Origin of the sequence: Catenibacterium mitsuokai (assembly GCF_025148785.1) — a bacterium.
Classification (GTDB): Bacteria; Bacillota_I; Bacilli_A; order Erysipelotrichales; family Coprobacillaceae; genus Catenibacterium; species Catenibacterium mitsuoka.
In genome coordinates, this window is record NZ_CP102271.1 from 447,036 (window position 1) to 465,754 (window position 18,719).

Consider the following 18,719-nt stretch of genomic DNA (forward strand, 5'->3'; position numbering starts at 1 on the left):
CCTGCCTCTTACTTGATAGGGAAAAATGAAAATGAATACAAATAATATGAAACGTATGTTAATGAGCGTTATGCTCGTTTCTTCTATGACTCTTTCAAGTGGCGCTATAGTTGCACAGGCATACAATGGTACGCCTGCAATTGCTGAAAGAACAATGACTAATGAACAGCTCGTTGCTGCAACTACACCAATCTTACAGTCATATACTAAAGATGCTTCTGATAAGACTTGGGTAATGACTAAGGATTCTAAATTCGTAATCGTTGCGAATGAAGCCAACTTAAAGAATAATAGACTTGCAGAAATCGTTAAATTAGTTAACTCTGAATTTATGGCAAAGAAGATTATTTCTAGTGATGCTCAGGCTATGCTTTATAATCAGGATGGTGCACCAACTGATATCACTATTGATATCAAACCTGTATCAGAAATTACTGACAAGACTACAAGTAAAGAAGCTTATAAGATTACAATTGATGACACTGGTATCCATTTAACTGGTGCAAGTGAAACGGCTGTTTTATATGGTTTACGTACTATTGAACAGATCACTAGCGTAAATGGTGCATTAGCTTATGGTGAAATCGTTGATTATCCTAATGTTGCTGAACGTCGTATCCATGTAGATATGGCTCGTAAGTACATTTCTAAAGACTGGTTCATTAGACAGATCAGAGAAATGTCTTACTTCAAGATGAATGCTATCCAGATGCATTTTTCAGAAAACTTAGGTTTCCGTATTGAATGTGAAACAGATCCATCAATCGTATCTGAACAGCATTTAACAAAAGCTGATGTAAGAGAAATTCTTGCGGAAGCAAAGAAATATGGCGTTAAAGTCATTCCATCATTTGACTCTCCAGGCCATGTTGACCAGATTTTAAGAGCTCATCCAGAATATGGACAGAAAGATAAATATGGTAATAATTATAAATCAGGTTTAGATGTTACTAATCCTGAAGCGATTAAGTATATCTATAGCTTATATGATGAATACATGGAATTATTTAAAGGATGTACAGACTTCCACATCGGTGGCGATGAATATATGGAATTCGACCGTGCACCTTTCACTACTCAGTACAAAGAAGTACTAGATAACTATGCAAGAGAAAACATTGATCCTAATGCAACTTGGAAGGATGTTATTGCGAAATATATCAATGACTTAGCAGAACATGTACATGAAAAAGGATTTACTCCACGTATTTGGAACGATGGTATCTATTATGGAGAAAATTCCTGGGGACAGAATAAACAGATGATCAAAATGCATAAGTACATCGGTATTGATTTCTGGAGCCAGATGTCTTGGAACTACAGCATTGCGAAGCTTCAGACTTTCTTAGATAAGGGTCATGATACTATTTATAACGTAAATGCAAGTTTCTTCTATTATGTATTAAGACCATCTATGCCAGATGATGGACGTAAACAGCATTCATTTGATAACTTGAATTCTGATAAGTTAATCTTTGATGAATGGACTCCAGGTAAATTCCAGGCTAACACTATTGCAGATGATAACCCAGCTATCAAGGGTGCCTCACTTGCAATCTGGTGTGATAAGGCTGATGTATGTGATGAAGATACTATTACTGAAGATATCGCAAATGAAATGCGTGCACTTGCTACTAAGGCATGGAATACAAAGTCTAATAGTATTATTTCTCATAACCAGTTTAAGGCTAATTATGCAAAGCTTGGACATGTTGCAGCATTTGAAAAGGGTTCTACTTTACCAGATTCTGGGTCAATCTTACCAGCTGATTCATTAGGTAAAGTGACTATTAAATATGTAGATCAAGATGGTAAGGACATCAAGAGTCCAGTGACTCGTTATGGTAATATCGGTGATGAATATAACTTCACTGCTGAAAAGATTTATGGTTATCGTTTAGTGTCTGATAAAGACAGTGCAACTGGTACATATAGTAAGAAGGGTGATACTTTCACTTTCACTTATGAAATCTACACAGACAAGACTGACTTAAAGGATGCATTAGATAATGCTTTAGATGAAAATGAATATATTGGTGCAACACTAGGTGAATATAAAGCTGCATTAGATGAAGCACAGAAACTTTATGATGATAAGAATGCATTACAGCAGGATGTGGATGCTATCTTGACTACGTTAAATAATGCTAAGAAGAAAGCTATTAAACGTGCTTACTATCCATTATGGGTAGAAGTAGAAAACCCAATGGCTGATAATGGTTATGCTTCTGGTTATGCTGAATACTTAGAAGCTGTAAAGAATGGTAAGAAGGTTCTTTATGGTGAAGAAGTAACTGATGAAGCAGTGAAGACTGCATATGATGAATTAGTTGCTGCTAGAAATGGTTTAATGAAGCGTGATGGAAATGTTCCTAGTGTTCAGGCATCTGATGGTTATTGGTCATTAGGTGTTTCTCCAAGCGATAAGTATAGCTATGACAAGATGTTTGATGGTAATAGAGATACATTTGCTTGGTTCAATGATGCACAGAAAGTCGGTAAACATATCACATTTACATTCGCAAATAAGGTGAATATGAGTGGTATTAAGATTTCAGCTCCTGAAAGACCAGGTTCAGATATTATCAAGAATGCAGATATCATGGTATCTGAAGATAAAGAAAACTGGACTACAGTAGGTAACTTAAAGATGGATGCGAATAATCTTGAACAGACATTCACATTCGATAAACAGCCAGTGAAGTACGTTAAACTTGAAATGAAAGAAGCAAGCGACAGCTGGTATAAGATTGCAGAAGTGCAGTTCACTTATGAACAGGTGGCTGAAAATACTGAACTTAAAGATTTATTAACAGAAGCTTATAATCAGGATTTAACTGATAAGACAAGTGATTCTGTTGATACATTCTTAGAAGCATTAGTTGAAGCACAGAAAGCTTATGCAAAAGAAGATTTAAATAACGAAGAAGTAATGAATGCATTACGTACAGCTATGAAGAACTTGAAGGTAGCTCCTAAGGTGAATAAGGCTGAACTTGAAGAAACAGTGACTAAGGCTGAAGCTATCTCTGAAGAAACATTAAATAAGGCTGTTAAGAAAGCACGTGATGCATTTGCAAAGGCATTAGAAGAGGCTAAGGCTGTTGTTAAAAACAAAGATGCTTCTCAGGAAGAAGTCAATGAAGCTGCTAAGAAATTAGAAGACGCTATTAAGGGCTTAGATGTTCTTAAGGGTGATACAACTGCATTAGATGCTAAACTTGCTGAAATTAAGAAATTAGATGAAAAGAAATATACTGCAGATTCTTGGGCTGCATTAATGAATGTTGTTGCAGAAGCTAAGGGTCTTGACGCAGAAAATGCAACTCAGGTAGAAGTAGATGAAGTTGTGGCTAAGTTAACTAAGGCAGTAGACGCTTTAGAAGAAAAGGTTGTTATTGAACCAGAAAAACCAACTGTTCCAGAAAAACCTGAAACTAAGCCTGAAATTAAACCAGAAACAAAACCAGAAGTAAAACCTGAAGAAAAACCAACTACTAAACCAGAAGATAAGAAGGATGATACTGTTAAGACAGGTGATCCAACTTCATTATTTGGATTAGTATCAGCTATGGCTTTATCTTTAGCTGGTTATGTTTCTGTAAAGAAGAAGAAAGACTAAAGATTCATCTTTTTTAGGGAAGGGATAGTGTAATGCTATCTCTTCTTTTTTCTTACAAAAGAAGTGAAATGTTTAAATTATATTGCAAAGTGAATATGATATCATAGATGTAAGAGAGGGGTGAGCATAATGAAGGATGCTTATATCAATGGAAAAATAATAGATGGGACTAAGGAGATGCATGCTAAGGAAGGATATGCGATTCTTGTAGAACAGGGGAATATTAAGGATATTGTTTTACAGAAAGCAGCTGATTTAACAGGATATAACGTAATAGATTTAGAAGGAAACTATATTATGCCTGGTCTTATTAATATGCATGTACACTTAGCCGGTAATGGGAAACCACAAAAGAAACAGAGAGATAATGCGAAACTAGTGAATTTCTTAATGAGTAATCCACTTACGCGTGCTATTGCTCATAATATGGTATGTGGATTTGCGGAAATGGAGTTACTCAGTGGTGTCACTACGATTAGAACAGTAGGTGGTATTAGAGATTTTGATACACGTGTACGTGATGAAATTAATTGCGGCAAGAAGAGAGGTCCACGTATTTTAGCAGGTAATGAAGGTATTTCAGTGCCCCATGGTCATATGGCAGGGAGTGTAGCAATCGCAGCTGAAACAATTGATGATGCACTTTTACAGGTAAGTAAAGCAAAGGAACAGAATGTCGATTTAATAAAATTGATGATTACTGGTGGTGTTCTAGATGCTAAGGAAAAGGGTGTTCCTGGAGAATTAAAGATGCCTCCTGAAATGGTTAAAGCGGTTTGTGATAAAGCACATGAATTAGGCTTTAAAGTGGCTGCGCATGTAGAATCATCGGATGGAGTAAGAGTGGCTTTGGAGAATGGTGTAGATTCTATAGAACATGGGGCAAAACTCGATGATCATATGATTCAATTATTTAAAGATAATAATGCATTCTTATGTACTACATTATCACCAGCCTTACCATATGCTTTATTTGATCGTTCTATTACTAACGCATCAGAAGTAGAACAGTATAATGGTAAAGTAGTGTTTGATGGAATTATAGAATGTGCGAAACAGGCATTAGAGAATGATATTCCTATTGTATTAGGTAATGACGTAGGATGCCCTTGGATTACACAGTATGACTTCTGGAGAGAACTATATTACTTCCATAAGTATGTAGGTGTAAGTAATGCATATGCCATTTATTGTGCGACACTACAGGCAGCTAGAATGGCTGATATTGATGATGAAACTGGTTCTATTGAAGTAGGTAAGTCAGCTGATATGATTGTCACAAAGGATAATCCATTAGATGATTTATTGGCATTAAGACATATTGAATCTGTTATCATGAGAGGTCATAGAATTGATCACCCTACTAATAAGATCAATGAACAGGTAAAAACTGAATTGGATAAGTTCTTATAATGAATCCCTTCTTTGAGGGATTTTTTAGTGGTTATCTATTTATATATCCTATATACAATTATTTATGTGCATATATTTATGGATGATATTTAAGTATATATATGTTTTTAGTAGAAGAGAGATTTTTCTCGTTGATATAATATAAAAAAGGAGGGAAATCACATGAAAAAGTTGATCACATGTCTTGTGAGTATTGCTTTATGTCTGTTCCCATCCGTGACATCTAGCAACGCTCAAGAAAACTGGGTAGGCTCTTGGTCTACAAGTCCAGTAGAGTTTAGTATTAAGAAATTTTTTGGGAATCATTTTAAGGATTTTGGCTTGCATCACTTAACATTTAGAACTGTAATTAAACCTACATTGACAGGTGAAACAGTACGTCTCACATTTTCTAATACTTATGGTACAGGTCCTATGACTATTGATGCTGTGACTATAGCGAAAACAATAAGTAGACAGCGTATTAAACTTCCTACAAAGAAGACTGTGACATTTAATGGATGTAAGAAAGTAACACTAGAAAAGGGAGAAACTGTTTATTCTGATCCATTAGACTACCATGTAGATGCATTAGAACCAGTCACTGTTTCTATGTATATGAAAAACACAGATCAGTTAAAAACATTTGGTTTAATTGGTGGTAAAACATATATAAGTTCAGGTAATCAAGTCAATCTTCCTGCAACTACAGGTGTACCAATGATATTAAATGGAAGCTTTGGTGAATATGATGTTATACCATTATTAACAGGTTTAGATGTCAATCGTCCAGATGCGCATTCTACAGTTATTATTGGTGATTCTACACTTGCAAATGATATACCAACACTATTCTCTACTAAACTGCATTTAGCTGGTATTCATAATGTAGGTGTCTTACAGCAGGCTATTAAAGGTAATCGACTATGTGCTGATGGAGCAGGTAGTCTTGGTATGGCTTATGGTGAATCTATGTTGAAGAGATTTGAAAGAGATGCTTTAAATCAGCCAGGTGTAAAGACTGTTATTATCAAGGTAGGATGTAATGATATTATTCATCCTAATTGTAAGAGTATGATGGGAATTGCACCTAAGGTAACTACAAATCAGATGATTGATGCTTATAAAACATTGATTAGAAAAGCACATCAAAGAAATATAAAAGTATATCTTGTGACACGTTCTGCCTGGAAAGGTTATACACGTAATATATTAAATAAAGGTGATGACATTGAGTGGACACCTGAAATAGATCAGATGAGAAAAGATATCAATGTATGGATTAAGACAAATCCTGCAGATGGATACATTGATCTAGATGATTTATGTCAGGATGAAGATTATACACAATTGAGAAGTGAATATGTGACTGATGGGGTTCATTTCACATTAGAAGGACAAAAAGCAGTGGTAGATAAACTACCGGTGACAGTATAGAAAAGAAAGAGGATTGGCTCTGTGAATACAGAATCAATCCTCTTTTTGTACACTCTTTCATTTTCATAGAATTAAGATTATATTTTATAAGTCAAATCCATACTTTTTACTAAACATTCCCCATATTTCTTCTTCAGTATGATTTCTTCCTTCTTCGTAATCTTTTTCTGCTTTGTTTAACTTATCTTCGATTGTTTCAGGAAGACTAACATTATTATCTGGATCAATATTTTTAATTGGTTTCATAACAATCAATTCTCCTTGCTCATAGTATAGCATTTATTCAAACGAATACAAACAACGATAAGAATAAAGGAAAGTGGAAAGATGGGAAAACAATGATCATTTTTGCTAAGAAAATGATAATAATCTAGAGTATATGTATTTTTTGAAAGTTGAAATTCATACTCAAATGAAACCTCACATTTTTCTATGTAATTAAAAAGAGAGGATTGACTCTGTGATACAGAATCAATCCTCTTTTTGTCTGTTGATAGAAGCACTTGTATTAAATCCATCAGGATATCTTTTATGTAGTTTATCAAGATTACCCTCTAGAATAGTATCTAAAGGAACATCTAATGCAGTTGCTGCTTCGGCAAGATACCAGGCTATATCACCTAATTCTTTAATAAGATGTTTTTTGTCTAGATCATGTCCTTGCATCAACCACTTTTTAACGATATCTATTGCTTCTCCTGACTCTCCACATAATCCCATAACACTATTAATAAGTATATCTTTCTTATTCAGTTCGGGATTCAGTGTTCTCATTGCTTCTTTTTGATAATTATTAATATTCATTGTAGTAAAGAAAAAGCCCTGAATAAATCAGGACTTTAAGTGTTGAATTAATTATTTGCTAGCTTCTTCGATAGCAACTGCAACTGCAACAGTAGCACCTACCATTGGGTTGTTACCCATACCGATTAAGCCCATCATTTCAACGTGAGCTGGTACTGATGAAGAACCTGCGAACTGAGCATCACTATGCATACGACCCATAGTATCAGTCATACCATATGAAGCTGGTCCTGCAGCCATGTTATCTGGATGTAATGTACGACCAGTTCCTCCTCCTGAAGCAACTGAGAAGTATTTCTTACCCTGTTCGATACATTCTTTCTTATATGTACCTGCAACTGGATGCTGGAAACGAGTTGGGTTAGTAGAGTTACCAGTGATTGATACATCTACACCTTCCTTATGCATGATAGCTACACCTTCACGTACGTCATCTGCACCATAGCAGTTAACCTTAGCTCTGTCACCATCTGAATAAGCAGTTCTAGATAATTCTTTAACCTCACCTGTGAAATAATCGAACTGAGTTTCAACATATGTGAAACCATTGATTCTTGAGATGATCTTAGCAGCATCTTTACCTAAACCATTTAAGATAACTCTTAAAGGATGCTTACGAACTTTGTTAGCGTTTAATGCGATCTTGATTGCACCTTCAGCAGCTGCGAATGATTCATGACCAGCTAAGAAAGCGAAACACTGAGTTTCTTCATCAAGAAGTCTTGAACCTAAGTTACCATGACCTAAACCTACTTTACGATCATCAGCAACTGATCCAGGAATACAGAATGACTGTAAACCAATACCGATTGTCTTAGCAGCATCAGCAGCCTTAACGTCACCTTTCTTGATTGCGATTGCAGCACCTACAGTGTAAGCCCAGCAAGCATTTTCGAAGCAGATAGGCTGAGTAGATTTAACGATGTTATAAACATCAATTCCTTTATCATCACAGATCTTCTTAGCTTCTTCGATATCTTTGATACCATATTCGTTTAAAGTTTTATTGATCTGGTTGATTCTTCTTTCATAACCTTCAAATGTAATAGCCATTGTTCTACCTCCTAATTATTCCTTTCTTGGATCGATGTACTTAGCAGCATCAGCAAAACGTCCATAAGAACCTGTTGCTTTCTTAACAGCTTCATTAGCATCTTCTCCAGCTTTGATCATGTCCATCATTCTTCCAAGATTTACGAATTCGTAACCGATGATCTGGTCATCATTATCTAAAGCAACTCTAGTAATGTAACCTTCAGTTAATTCGAGGTAACGAGGACCTTTCTTCTTAGTAGCATAAGATGTACCTACCATTGATCTTAAACCTTTACCTAAGTCTTCAAGACCAGCACCTACTACTAAACCACCTTCTGAGAAAGCAGACTGAGAACGTCCATAAACGATCTGTAAGAATAATTCTCTCATTGCAGTGTTGATAGCATCACAAACTAAGTCAGTGTTTAATGCTTCAAGTAAAGTTCTACCAACTAAAGCTTCAGCTGCCATAGCTGCAGAATGAGTCATACCTGAACATCCGATAGTTTCGATAAGTGCTTCTTCAATGATACCTTCTTTAACATTTAAAGAAAGTTTACAAGCACCCTGCTGTGGAGCACACCATCCGATACCATGAGTGTAAGCAGAAATATCCTTGATTTCTTTAGAATAAACCCATTTGCCTTCTTCAGGAATTGGGGCACAACCATGATTGCCGCCCTGTTTAACGCAATACATTTCTTCAACTTCTTTTGAATAAATCATTTTTTTACTCCTTTCATTACTAAATGACTGTTGATTCAAGGTGAGGGTTATCACCTGTCAAAATTATATGACACCATGCTTTTAAAGTCAATGAAACTCAAGAAAACAGCATGCAAAAAGTAGTATAAAAAGGGCTTAAAATAACGAGTTTTAGGCTTTATCAGGACTTGTGAAAAAATAAGCGTTTTCATTTTTGCTGTTTGAAAATTACAGTATGTAAATATGTTGTTTCAGTTCAAATAATATTCATACACTCATTTTAAGATTATAATGACAATGCCATGAAAGAAGGAATGACCTATGAAACATAAAAGACTGACAACAAAACAAAAGAGAATATTGAAGAATATATTAGTTGTCATATTGCTTATCATCAGTTTTCCTAGCTATACACCCTCACAGGTGATTATAGAAAGTGATCATATTTTAATAAGTAATCACCTCCTATCTAGACCTATAGAATGTATCAGTTTTGATGGACTCACGTATACTGGTATGGATGGTAAGAAGTATAGTCATAAAAACTATGTAGGGGTACAGCCTCTTACAATCTCTAATACAATTACATTCAGTTCTTCCAAGACGCTCTATAGTGCACCATTTTCATACTATGCTACTTCTAATACTGTTCCTGCAGGAAGTTATCATGTCACAAAAGAAGCAGGGCGCTATATGTATATAGAAGGAAAGGGGTGGGTCTCTTCTCAATATGTGAGTATAGATGTCAATAATTCTATAGAGAATACAACTGGGATACCACTCTACAAAGATTATATGATCCCTGAAACAAGTAGTCATCGTACTCATTATGCAATGAGACCACTGTATATTACAATCCATACAACAGATAATACAAGTAAAGGAGCCGATGCTTTGAGTCATGCTAAACTTCAATATACAGGTAATGTACGTTCTGCTTCCTGGCATTATACAGTGGATGATCACAGTATCTACCAATCATTACCACTTAATCAGCAGGCAGGACATGCAGGAGATGGTGTCATGCCAGGTAATAGTGCGTCTATTGCGATAGAGATATGTGTCAATTCAGATGGCAATTTATATATGGCAGAAAAAAATGCTGCCAAACTTGCAGCAGCATTATTAAAACAATACAACCTCAGTGTAGATCAACTCCGTATGCATCATGACTGGTCAGGTAAAGAATGCCCTCGACCAATGATAGAAGGGCAGTCTGGATCAATGAACTGGGAGAGTTTCAAGAAACAAGTCTATAATTACATGCGTACAGTATGAAAAAAGGAAGCTCACGCTTCCTTTTTAAATGCCTATTCAATCATGATAGGTTTCTTTTCTTCAATCTTTTCAGGCTCAGTCTTAGGGAAAGCAATCATCAATTCACCATTCTCAAACTTAGCAGTGAAGTCTTCTTCTTTATAACCCTCACCAACATAGAACTTTCTTGAACAGCTACCTGTATAACGTTCACTTCTGATAACCTTACCGTTCTTATCTTTTTCTTCCTTATCCTGATTAGTATTAGCAGAAACTGTTAAATAACCATCAGTCAAGTCTAGAGAAATATCTTCTTTCTTATATCCAGGAAGAGCAATGTTCATTTCATAGTTGTTGTCTACTTCCTTGATATCACACTGCATTGCATTCGTTGATGGACTCATCCAGCCATCATCAAACATATCATCAAACACATCATAGAAACCAGGTAAAAATCTCATAAATAACATCTCCTTTATCAAATTTAAACATGGGATTCTTCGTCTCGTGTTATGAGCTATTCAATCATAATAGGTTTCTTTTCTTCAATCTTTTCAGGTTCAGTCTTAGGGAAAGTGATCATCAATTCACCATTCTCAAACTTAGCAGTGAAGTCTTCTTCTTTATAACCCTCACCAACATAGAACTTTCTTGAACAGCTACCTGTATAACGTTCACTTCTGATAACCTTACCGTTCTTATCTTTTTCTTCCTTATCCTGATTAGTATTAGCAGAAACTGTTAAATAACCATCAGTCAAGTCTAGAGAAATATCTTCTTTCTTATATCCAGGAAGAGCAATGTTCATTTCATAGTTGTTGTCTACTTCCTTGATATCACACTGCATTGCATTCGTTGATGGACTCATCCAGCCATCATCAAACATATCATCAAACACATCATAGAAACCAGGTAAAAATCTCATAAATAACATCTCCTTTATCAAATTTAAACATGGGATTCTTCGTCTCGTGTTATTAGTAGATTGTAATTGATTTCTTTTCAACTCTCTTTGGAGCTTCCTTAGGAACTGAAATCATTAATTCACCATTATCAAACTTAGCCTTGATATCTTCTTCAGTAAATCCTTCACCTACATAGAAACTTCTAGAACAGTTACCACTATATCTTTCACGTCTTACAATACGTCCTGCTGTTTCTTCTTTCTTAGCAGATGCTGATACTTTTAAGTAGCCATCCTTAAGTTCCAAAGCAATATTTTCTTTCTTATATCCAGGAAGCGCAATATTCATTTCATAAGTATTTTCAGTTTCACGAATATCACATAACATTGTATTTGCTTTTGTAGTATTGACTCCTGAATCAAATAAATCATCAAACACATCATTGAAGTTTGGATAATATCTCATATTTGTTCGCCTCTCTCAACGTTTTTTCTTTTTTCTAGTAACCTCTCTATCGATTACAACTATTATTATAGTCACTCTTTTAGCAATGTCAACACTTGAGTGCTAAAAATTAGCACTTTCTTTTATAAAGTGCTAAAAAGAAAAGAACCTGCCTATTTGGCAGGTTCTAAGTCAATCGCTTTTAATTGATAAGCAGTCATATCAATTTCTTTATTACTTATAATTTCAATAGTATCTGAATTGTTGTAAATACGTGTAGTAAAGGCATAAGCACCATCATTGATGAATAGCTCTAAAGAAGATGTGTCGCTAAACAAAGTCATATTATTCATTTCAGGAATTTTAATATGCTTCACACCACGACCTGAACCGCTTTTATTCATATCGATAGTGAGAAGACCATCTTCATAATTCATATTTTCCTCCATTTCCCCGCACCTTCGTTGCGCGGACACAAATATATAACCAAACTCAAATCCACCAAAACTCTAGTGTGCCTCTCGATATAATAGTATAATCAAAGAGAGGTGGTATACTACAGAGCACGTAGGGGTGAGTAGGCAATTCTACTTAAATAGAATATCCTGAATATTTATAAGTCGCCGCTATCTTTTCAAGCACAAATAAGTTGGACTTAGAGCCAGGACACTTATGATTGTACAATCAACTGAGTGATTAGCTTAGATAGCAGTCAATGCCACTTCTCTTCTTTCAATGAAAGGAGAGATTTTTTTATGAAGATTGTTAGACCAATCTGCTGTGGCATGGATGTTCACAAGAATATCATTGTGGCTACAATCGGTATTACTAATAAGAAAACTCGTATTACTGAATACATCCAAGAAACGTTTTCAACTTTAAACCATGATTTACTGAATCTTAAACAGTGGCTCATTAATCACAAATGCTTTGATGCATGCATGGAATCTACTGGTAAATATTGGATTCCAATTTTCAACATCTTAGAAGATGAAATCAATATTTACTTAACTCATCCAAAATATGTCAAAGCAATTAAAGGAAAGAAAACTGACAAGAAAGATTCAAAATGGATCTGTGATTTATTTAAACATGATCTAATCAAATTTTCTTTTATACCACCCAAAGAAATAAGAGCTTTACGAGAAATATCTCGCTATCGCTATAAATTGGTTGGGATGCGTTCCTCTGAACGTAATCGATATCAGAACTGTATGACAGTTTCCAATATCGGTATTGGTTCTGTATTTTCAGATCCGTTTGGAAAGTCTGCACAAGCAATCATGAAAGAAGTACTTGAGTCAGATATCATTGAAGATGAGAAAATTTTGAAATGTATCCATAGATCGTGTAAAAATAAAGATAAGATTCTAGATTCCATTAAACACTGCAATATTGAAACTGATCAAAGGTTTAAAATGAATGAGTCAATGACTCATATGGAAGAATTACAAGTCCATATTGATAACTGTGAAATCGAAATGATGAAACGTGCAGCACCAATGTTCGATCAATTCATGCACATCACCCAACTACCAGGCATCAGCACTTTATCTGCAATCCTTATTATTTCAGAAATCGGAGTAGATATGAAACAATTCGAATCAGATAAACAACTAACCTGTTGGGCTGGATTAGCACCTGCAAATAACGAAAGTGCTAATAAGAAAAAATCAGTTCGTATTTCTAAAGCAGGTCAATATTTAAAACCTTTATTAGTTCAGTGTGCTCTTGGAGCAATCAAAGATAAGGAGGGCTATTTTGGAATTAAGTATTCTCGTATCAAAAAGAGACGAGGTCACAAGAAAGCCATTATCGCAATTGCAAGAATGATGCTTGTCAGTATATACCATATGATTCTTACTGGAGAGACATTTAATCCTTCAGATTATGAATCATTTAGAAATCCTAATCCACCTATAAAGCAACAAGATTTAACAGAAGAATCAGCAATTGAGTTTCTTAAGAAATCAGGTTTTGACGTTTCTAAATTAACTAAACCATAATATTCAATTATTCTATTTTTTCTAAATTATTCAAACTTGTTTTTAAGTTTGTCTTTTTTTATACGTTTAGATTGATTTTTGTTTCACACTTACACCTCTTAAATGAAGTTTGAATGACTGAGGGAGGTCAGTTATATGGCATTCAAAACAAGACGTATTCATTGTAAGAGATGTTCCCTTTACTTCTTTCTTCTCTTCTCTTAAAGACTGATATTCTTCAATAGGGAACTGATAAAGTCTACCTTCATGCTCAGTAATCTCTCTAAAGAGAGTGAAGGCATGCTGACGTCCTTCTTCTACGGTAGGATTTGTATAATCAATATCAGGAAGCCCCATCCAACCGGCCATGATCATACGACCTTTTTCATCTTTGAAGAACTGCTGGGCATAGATATCAAATCCATGATCAAACTCGATAAAGTCTTCTAGTACGCAATCTTTCTCTAAATCTGTTGTAAGAGGAAAGTATCCATTCTGATAAATAGCTTCATAATCATAGTTATGACTTTCTAGTCCCTGAGGACAACAGAATAAGAACTTCTTCTTTTCAAAACTTAAATAATTCGGACACTCCCACATATAACCAAAAGGTTTATGGTAGTCAACAGTCTTCATGTAATCCCACTTCTTTAAATCTTTTGATGAATATAAGATTGCACAACCATGTGAATCAAGGGTTCTTGCTCCTAGAACCATATAATACATACCATCATTTTCATAAACGTAGGGATCTCTTACATGACAAGACATGTTTTGAGGATAATCCTTGTTGTAAAGCACAACTTCCTTATGATCTAATACAAGCCCATCTTGTGAATCAACCATCATCACATTATGTTCTCTACCTGCATTAATATAATCATAATCGCCAGGCAGCTTTACATTACCAGTATAGAACTGACTACTCCCACGGGCAAGCCCGTGGGGTTCTGATTACCAAGTGTAGCTTGTAATCGTACATCATTTTCAGACTTTGGAGTTACAAGTGTAAATCTATTTGAATTAGAACTTTCATTACCAAGCAGTCCATCGACCACATTAACGGTAAATTTCTACTTTCGTAAGGAAGTATAATCGATCTCCCTGAATATGTTTTACGCTATCTTAATTCCGCTATTTAATACCTTGATCTCGTTAACCTTAATCCATTCGATTAGGGCTTTTTCTTTGTTGTAACACTTATCAAATTCAGAAATGCATTTGCTTTTATCTATATCTTTGGTTCTGTAATCGTAACAGTATAATAGGAATGATGAATACCAGTCTCTTTGTACCTCTGTCCCATCTTGCAGCTTATACATTCGGTCAGATAGTTTCTTTTTAATATAGTCATCAACAGTATGATCATATTGACTTGCTCTGTAATCATTAGATACTTCAATATATATACCACCTGATACCTTGAATTTCTGTTCTACAGCAGCTTGAAACCCAGAAGGACATCTATTCTTTATGGATCTGCCAAAACGCTTTTTCCTATGAAACTTGCCTTTACTATTGACCGTAGTTTCTTTGGCTCGTCTCATAAGCTTGCCTGCATTTTTAGGTTCTGTGATAAATACATCTCCAAGACTTCTTAAATGGTTAGTGTCTTCATTTATTGCAAGCTGTCTGTTTATGGCATTGATGCGACATAATTCAGAGTGTTTCTCTTTTAACTTCTTATAATGATTAGAATATCTCCAAGTCTTGCGACCTTTTTTAACAGTACCATCATCATTATAATTCTGCGGATTAGTTACACGTCTTGACCTGTCCATAGCACGGTATAGCAGACGTTCTTTTCTCTCAGAAGTCTGAATACTGCTGCCATGCTCTGAAAGATTCTTAAGTCCTACTTCTGTATCGGAAGTATAGGCAACTGTCTGTGTACCAATATCAGCATCGATCATTCCTTTGCCATATTTATGTCTTGGATTGCCAAATCTATCATATTTAGGTTTTGCCCTGCCTTCGATGGTTAAATGTAAATATACTCTGTATTTACCTCTTATCATCCTGGGAACAAGCGTAGCATAGCAGGGTCTGTATGTATCTATGCAACAGCCATCTTTAATAAGAATACTAACAGCCCTGTTATCCAAGATCTCAGATTCGGCAAGATATGATACAACAGCATCTACTTCATCCTGCTGGAATCTATCATTTACCTGTATTCCAAATACCATCCTGCCAAGTTTGAACTGCAGCTTATTATCTGTAACGGATATAGGTAAACCACGATTTATCTGCTTTGCACGAATACAAGGCAGTTCTCCATATCTTGAGAAATGAATGGCATTACCATTACCATATAAGCATTTTTCAATACCACGCCATATATCTTCGGCTTTAGTCAGAGCGAATACAGCGTCTACACCATATTTCTTGCCTATTGGAATCATGGACGTTCTGCAGTATTCCCATGTAATATTATAAGCTTTCTGCATTTCATTAAGCTGTTTGGCATAAGTTTTTCGTTTATCCTTATCTTTAGAATTACCATAAAGAAATAGTAATTTTCGGTATCTCTTTGTACGCATAAGCTGGTTATAATTCTTTCTCATAAGACCTACAAGTTCGTTGCCTGCTTTTCTGATCTTATTCGAAAGCTTTACAACTTTTTGTATATCAGAAGAAGACATATCAGTTTCAGCAGCCAGGATATGCCTGTCAGAAAGCTTATGAAATTGTTTAAGATGTCTTTTATGTTCTTTATCAGTTATCATTTTTCTGCTCCTTAATATTATCTTAATTACTGTAGATACAAAATATCCTCTAGACCATAAAATACCGCATCCTGCATAGAATTGTATTAATTGTGGAAATGCCTTGAATAGTTCAATAGCACTTATATCTTTAAAAGTCCTTACAACATCACAGGGAGCAGCAGTTTGTGGTACATCTACAAAGACATGTATATGGTCAGGCTTCACTTCAAGAGCCTTAATGTGGTAATAGATTTTTCTGTGATATCTGTTTCAATATTTCCTCTACATTACCTTTTAATACCAGAAATATGAATTTAGAATACCTAATGATGTGATACTGTATCAGATATTTTCAATACGAAGCAAGTCAAGAAATATGATACTCTCACCTTCCTCAGCAGAATAGATACGTGCAAGGTTTTCAAGTTCTGTTTTCCATCCGGCAGGAATGGAGATATTTATTTGTACATTGTCACTTTTAGTTCGTGCCATTACTTTTTCCACAACTTGAATGATATGCTGAATTATTAGGATTACACTGTTCTGCATGGTTATTATTGTTCGCTATATGTGCAGCATTATTAGGATTTTTCTGATTACAGTGATGGTTGTTGTGTTGTATGTATGCTTATATCATAGTTACTTTTACTAATGATCTGTTTACTTTCTATACTTTAATATACATAGATTATATATCATTTTTCTAAGTATATATCAAGTGAAATGTGGCTTTCATCCCACACGCAAGCGTGTGGTTTTTTCGCCACAAATTTATAACGTAATAATCCATGATCATTGAAGCAGCACCCAGAATAAGCACCACCTTGATTATGAGGATGATCAGGAGAGAGGGCAATCCCCTCATCCTGATAGTAAAGGAAATCTTTAGTGGTGAATTGTTTCCAATACTTTAATCCACCTTCAGGTTCGTAAGAATACTGATAATAGATATGATATACTCCATCTTTTTCTATAAGCCCATTAGGATCATTCATCCATCCAGATACAGGTTCTAGATGATATTTTAGTTTATACATTTCCTTCATAAAAATCTCCTTATGCAACCTTAGCTTCTACGACTGGATTCGCTATTTCTACAACATCTGTATTGGCATCAACAGCACCACTCCCAAAAATAATCTGGAACTGTTCCTGGACAAGGAATGTTCCCTTAACTCCATCTACAGATTCTAAAGCTTTTTCATCTGCAAATGATGGATCCTTCAACATCAATCTTAAACGTGTAGCACAATGAAATGCCTTTTTGATGTTCTTAGGTCCACCAACGTGGGAGATGACTTCTTTTGCGACTTTGTTGTAGTCCATTGAAATTTCCTCCTTTATCAGTGCATTACCGATACCACATCTGTATCATAAACCACATGTAATGCTTTGCCAACAAAAATATGGAACCGATACCACTTTTTTTATAAAAAAAGCATCAGATACTTCTGACGCTTTCTCCTTCTATAAATGTGAAGTCAATAAGTGTAGCACGTTCGACCTCTTTTTCTTCAATCATATCAAGAATAATTTGTCCAGCCATCTGACCAGCATGGGCATAATGGAACTTAATAGTTGTAAGGGCAGGGGACATTACAGTAGAAGTCCAATAGCCACCAAATCCAGTTACTGAAACATCCTCAGGAATACGTAAACCGTGGTCTTTTAGAACCTTCATACATCCCATCGCAATCGTATCTGTTGCACAAATAATGGCAGTAGGACATTCATGATGATTTAAATAGTCATTTAATCGAGTTATTGTCTTTTCCACAGAGAAGTCTGTTTCTAGAAAATGAGGATGCACATCCTGTAAGCCATCATAAACACCCTGTCTACGAATTACTCCTACAGCCACATCTTTTCTGCTTACTCCTGCATATACAACATTCTTATGACCATTATTATAAATATACTCACCTATCTTATAACCTGCTTCATAATCGTTATTAATAACACTTACACCATCATCATAGGCCTGCGCCATAAAGACAATAGGAATGGAACTCTTAGAGGCAATATCTCTATGTGCCATTGTGATAGATGTTGCAAGAAGGACAATTCCATCCACCTTTAGCTGCATAAGTTTAGTAATAGATTTGATTTCATCGAGTTCATCATGATTTGTATTAATGATAATTGTCGTATAATGATGTTTCTTTAAGAACTGATCAATGTTCATCATCATACGACTAGAAGCATATGAAGTAAGAGTAGGGCATACAATACCCACGGTATGTGTCTTGTTGGCTTTTAAATTCGCAGCAAGCACATTAGGTTCATAATCATACTCTTTCACAATCTTCTCTATCTTCTGACGTGTTTCTTCTTTTACATAGCCACCATTAAAATAACGAGAAACAGTTGTCTTAGACACACCTGCAACTTTCGCAATATCGGCCATAGTCATCTTCTTCAT

At 35.2% G+C, this 18,719-nt stretch carries 18 protein-coding genes and 1 pseudogene; 5 read left to right on the forward strand and 14 right to left on the reverse strand.

Annotated elements, in window-relative coordinates:
• Positions 1 to 31 precede the first annotated feature (31 nt).
• The 3 genes from NQ499_RS02225 (at position 32) to NQ499_RS02235 (ending at position 6,451) form a co-directional block, all read left to right on the forward strand.
• The gene (locus NQ499_RS02225) at positions 32 to 3,622 is read left to right on the forward strand and encodes a family 20 glycosylhydrolase (RefSeq protein WP_238319822.1); all 3,591 of its coding nucleotides are present in this window, start codon (positions 32 to 34) and stop codon (positions 3,620 to 3,622) included.
• Between the two features lie 129 nt (positions 3,623 to 3,751).
• Positions 3,752 to 5,035: an amidohydrolase family protein gene (locus NQ499_RS02230; RefSeq protein WP_006505053.1), complete on the forward strand. Its 1,284-nt coding sequence runs from the start codon at positions 3,752 to 3,754 to the stop codon at positions 5,033 to 5,035.
• A 162-nt stretch (positions 5,036 to 5,197) separates the two neighbouring features.
• Positions 5,198 to 6,451 (forward strand): GDSL-type esterase/lipase family protein, encoded by a 1,254-nt coding sequence (locus NQ499_RS02235; protein WP_006505052.1) that lies wholly within the window; start codon positions 5,198 to 5,200, stop codon positions 6,449 to 6,451.
• An 84-nt stretch (positions 6,452 to 6,535) separates the two neighbouring features.
• Here the strand turns inward: NQ499_RS02235 and NQ499_RS02240 are convergent, their stop codons facing one another.
• The 4 genes from NQ499_RS02240 to NQ499_RS02255 form a co-directional block, all read right to left on the reverse strand.
• Positions 6,536 to 6,697 carry a hypothetical protein gene (locus NQ499_RS02240; RefSeq protein ID WP_202898370.1) on the reverse strand — a complete coding sequence of 54 codons (162 nt, stop codon included), beginning with the start codon at positions 6,695 to 6,697 and terminating at the stop codon, positions 6,536 to 6,538.
• A gap of 225 nt (positions 6,698 to 6,922) precedes the next feature.
• Entirely contained in the window at positions 6,923 to 7,225 is a 303-nt protein-coding gene (locus tag NQ499_RS02245) for a nucleoside triphosphate pyrophosphohydrolase family protein (RefSeq protein ID WP_259848585.1), read from the reverse strand.
• Positions 7,226 to 7,306: 81 nt separating this feature from the next.
• Positions 7,307 to 8,308 (reverse strand): GGGtGRT protein, encoded by a 1,002-nt coding sequence (locus tag NQ499_RS02250; RefSeq protein WP_006505049.1) that lies wholly within the window; start codon positions 8,306 to 8,308, stop codon positions 7,307 to 7,309.
• A gap of 15 nt (positions 8,309 to 8,323) precedes the next feature.
• The gene (locus NQ499_RS02255) at positions 8,324 to 9,016 is read right to left on the reverse strand and encodes an iron-sulfur cluster assembly scaffold protein (RefSeq protein ID WP_006505048.1); all 693 of its coding nucleotides are present in this window, start codon (positions 9,014 to 9,016) and stop codon (positions 8,324 to 8,326) included.
• 300 nt (positions 9,017 to 9,316) lie between these two features.
• Here NQ499_RS02255 and NQ499_RS02260 point away from each other — a divergent pair, with 300 nt between their 5' ends.
• Entirely contained in the window at positions 9,317 to 10,273 is a 957-nt protein-coding gene (locus tag NQ499_RS02260; protein ID WP_006505047.1) for a peptidoglycan recognition protein family protein, read from the forward strand.
• Between the two features lie 32 nt (positions 10,274 to 10,305).
• On the opposite strand, the gene NQ499_RS02265 is transcribed toward NQ499_RS02260, so the two are convergent.
• From NQ499_RS02265 to NQ499_RS02280, 4 genes are all read right to left on the reverse strand, one after another.
• Positions 10,306 to 10,713 (reverse strand): Hsp20/alpha crystallin family protein, encoded by a 408-nt coding sequence (locus NQ499_RS02265; RefSeq protein WP_006505046.1) that lies wholly within the window; start codon positions 10,711 to 10,713, stop codon positions 10,306 to 10,308.
• 56 nt (positions 10,714 to 10,769) lie between these two features.
• The gene (locus NQ499_RS02270; protein ID WP_117459125.1) at positions 10,770 to 11,177 is read right to left on the reverse strand and encodes an Hsp20/alpha crystallin family protein; all 408 of its coding nucleotides are present in this window, start codon (positions 11,175 to 11,177) and stop codon (positions 10,770 to 10,772) included.
• 52 nt (positions 11,178 to 11,229) lie between these two features.
• A complete protein-coding gene (locus NQ499_RS02275; protein WP_006505045.1) occupies positions 11,230 to 11,622 on the reverse strand; it encodes an Hsp20/alpha crystallin family protein in 393 nt (130 codons plus the stop codon).
• A 152-nt stretch (positions 11,623 to 11,774) separates the two neighbouring features.
• Positions 11,775 to 12,038, reverse strand: a complete 264-nt coding sequence (locus NQ499_RS02280) for a GH32 C-terminal domain-containing protein (protein ID WP_006505044.1) — start codon at positions 12,036 to 12,038, stop codon at positions 11,775 to 11,777.
• Between the two features lie 318 nt (positions 12,039 to 12,356).
• Here NQ499_RS02280 and NQ499_RS02285 point away from each other — a divergent pair, with 318 nt between their 5' ends.
• Positions 12,357 to 13,607 carry an IS110 family RNA-guided transposase gene (locus tag NQ499_RS02285; RefSeq protein WP_259848552.1) on the forward strand — a complete coding sequence of 417 codons (1,251 nt, stop codon included), beginning with the start codon at positions 12,357 to 12,359 and terminating at the stop codon, positions 13,605 to 13,607.
• A gap of 66 nt (positions 13,608 to 13,673) precedes the next feature.
• Here the strand turns inward: NQ499_RS02285 and NQ499_RS02290 are convergent.
• From NQ499_RS02290 to NQ499_RS02315, 6 genes and pseudogenes are all read right to left on the reverse strand, one after another.
• A pseudogene (locus tag NQ499_RS02290) lies at positions 13,674 to 14,492 on the reverse strand (glycoside hydrolase family 32 protein); the annotation flags it as partial.
• A gap of 209 nt (positions 14,493 to 14,701) precedes the next feature.
• Positions 14,702 to 16,522 (reverse strand): transposase, encoded by a 1,821-nt coding sequence (locus NQ499_RS02295; RefSeq protein ID WP_259848586.1) that lies wholly within the window; start codon positions 16,520 to 16,522, stop codon positions 14,702 to 14,704.
• A 117-nt stretch (positions 16,523 to 16,639) separates the two neighbouring features.
• Positions 16,640 to 16,789 carry a hypothetical protein gene (locus NQ499_RS02300; RefSeq protein WP_259848555.1) on the reverse strand — a complete coding sequence of 50 codons (150 nt, stop codon included), beginning with the start codon at positions 16,787 to 16,789 and terminating at the stop codon, positions 16,640 to 16,642.
• Positions 16,790 to 16,992: 203 nt separating this feature from the next.
• Positions 16,993 to 17,343, reverse strand: a complete 351-nt coding sequence (locus tag NQ499_RS02305) for a hypothetical protein (protein ID WP_259848587.1) — start codon at positions 17,341 to 17,343, stop codon at positions 16,993 to 16,995.
• A gap of 10 nt (positions 17,344 to 17,353) precedes the next feature.
• A complete protein-coding gene (locus tag NQ499_RS02310; protein WP_006505180.1) occupies positions 17,354 to 17,623 on the reverse strand; it encodes a PTS transporter subunit EIIB in 270 nt (89 codons plus the stop codon).
• A 115-nt stretch (positions 17,624 to 17,738) separates the two neighbouring features.
• Entirely contained in the window at positions 17,739 to 18,719 is a 981-nt protein-coding gene (locus tag NQ499_RS02315) for a LacI family DNA-binding transcriptional regulator (RefSeq protein ID WP_006505179.1), read from the reverse strand.

Excerpts from the sequence above, each read along its gene's own strand:
- NQ499_RS02250 (WP_006505049.1), bottom strand. The coding sequence starts at position 8,308 with ATGGCTATTACATTTGAAGGTTATGAAAGAAGAATCAACCAGATCAAT.
- NQ499_RS02235 (WP_006505052.1), top strand. The coding sequence starts at position 5,198 with ATGAAAAAGTTGATCACATGTCTTGTGAGTATTGCTTTATGTCTGTTC.
- NQ499_RS02255 (WP_006505048.1), bottom strand. The coding sequence starts at position 9,016 with ATGATTTATTCAAAAGAAGTTGAAGAAATGTATTGCGTTAAACAGGGC.
- NQ499_RS02275 (WP_006505045.1), bottom strand. The coding sequence starts at position 11,622 with ATGAGATATTATCCAAACTTCAATGATGTGTTTGATGATTTATTTGAT.
- NQ499_RS02265 (WP_006505046.1), bottom strand. The coding sequence starts at position 10,713 with ATGAGATTTTTACCTGGTTTCTATGATGTGTTTGATGATATGTTTGAT.
- NQ499_RS02240 (WP_202898370.1), bottom strand. The coding sequence starts at position 6,697 with ATGAAACCAATTAAAAATATTGATCCAGATAATAATGTTAGTCTTCCT.
- NQ499_RS02310 (WP_006505180.1), bottom strand. The coding sequence starts at position 17,623 with ATGGACTACAACAAAGTCGCAAAAGAAGTCATCTCCCACGTTGGTGGA.
- NQ499_RS02305 (WP_259848587.1), bottom strand. The coding sequence starts at position 17,343 with ATGAAGGAAATGTATAAACTAAAATATCATCTAGAACCTGTATCTGGA.
- NQ499_RS02300 (WP_259848555.1), bottom strand. The coding sequence starts at position 16,789 with ATGGCACGAACTAAAAGTGACAATGTACAAATAAATATCTCCATTCCT.
- NQ499_RS02285 (WP_259848552.1), top strand. The coding sequence starts at position 12,357 with ATGAAGATTGTTAGACCAATCTGCTGTGGCATGGATGTTCACAAGAAT.
- NQ499_RS02245 (WP_259848585.1), bottom strand. The coding sequence starts at position 7,225 with ATGAGAACACTGAATCCCGAACTGAATAAGAAAGATATACTTATTAAT.
- NQ499_RS02315 (WP_006505179.1), bottom strand. The coding sequence starts at position 18,719 with ATGAAGAAGATGACTATGGCCGATATTGCGAAAGTTGCAGGTGTGTCT.
- NQ499_RS02280 (WP_006505044.1), bottom strand. The coding sequence starts at position 12,038 with ATGAATTATGAAGATGGTCTTCTCACTATCGATATGAATAAAAGCGGT.
- NQ499_RS02230 (WP_006505053.1), top strand. The coding sequence starts at position 3,752 with ATGAAGGATGCTTATATCAATGGAAAAATAATAGATGGGACTAAGGAG.
- NQ499_RS02225 (WP_238319822.1), top strand. The coding sequence starts at position 32 with ATGAATACAAATAATATGAAACGTATGTTAATGAGCGTTATGCTCGTT.
- NQ499_RS02270 (WP_117459125.1), bottom strand. The coding sequence starts at position 11,177 with ATGAGATTTTTACCTGGTTTCTATGATGTGTTTGATGATATGTTTGAT.
- NQ499_RS02260 (WP_006505047.1), top strand. The coding sequence starts at position 9,317 with ATGAAACATAAAAGACTGACAACAAAACAAAAGAGAATATTGAAGAAT.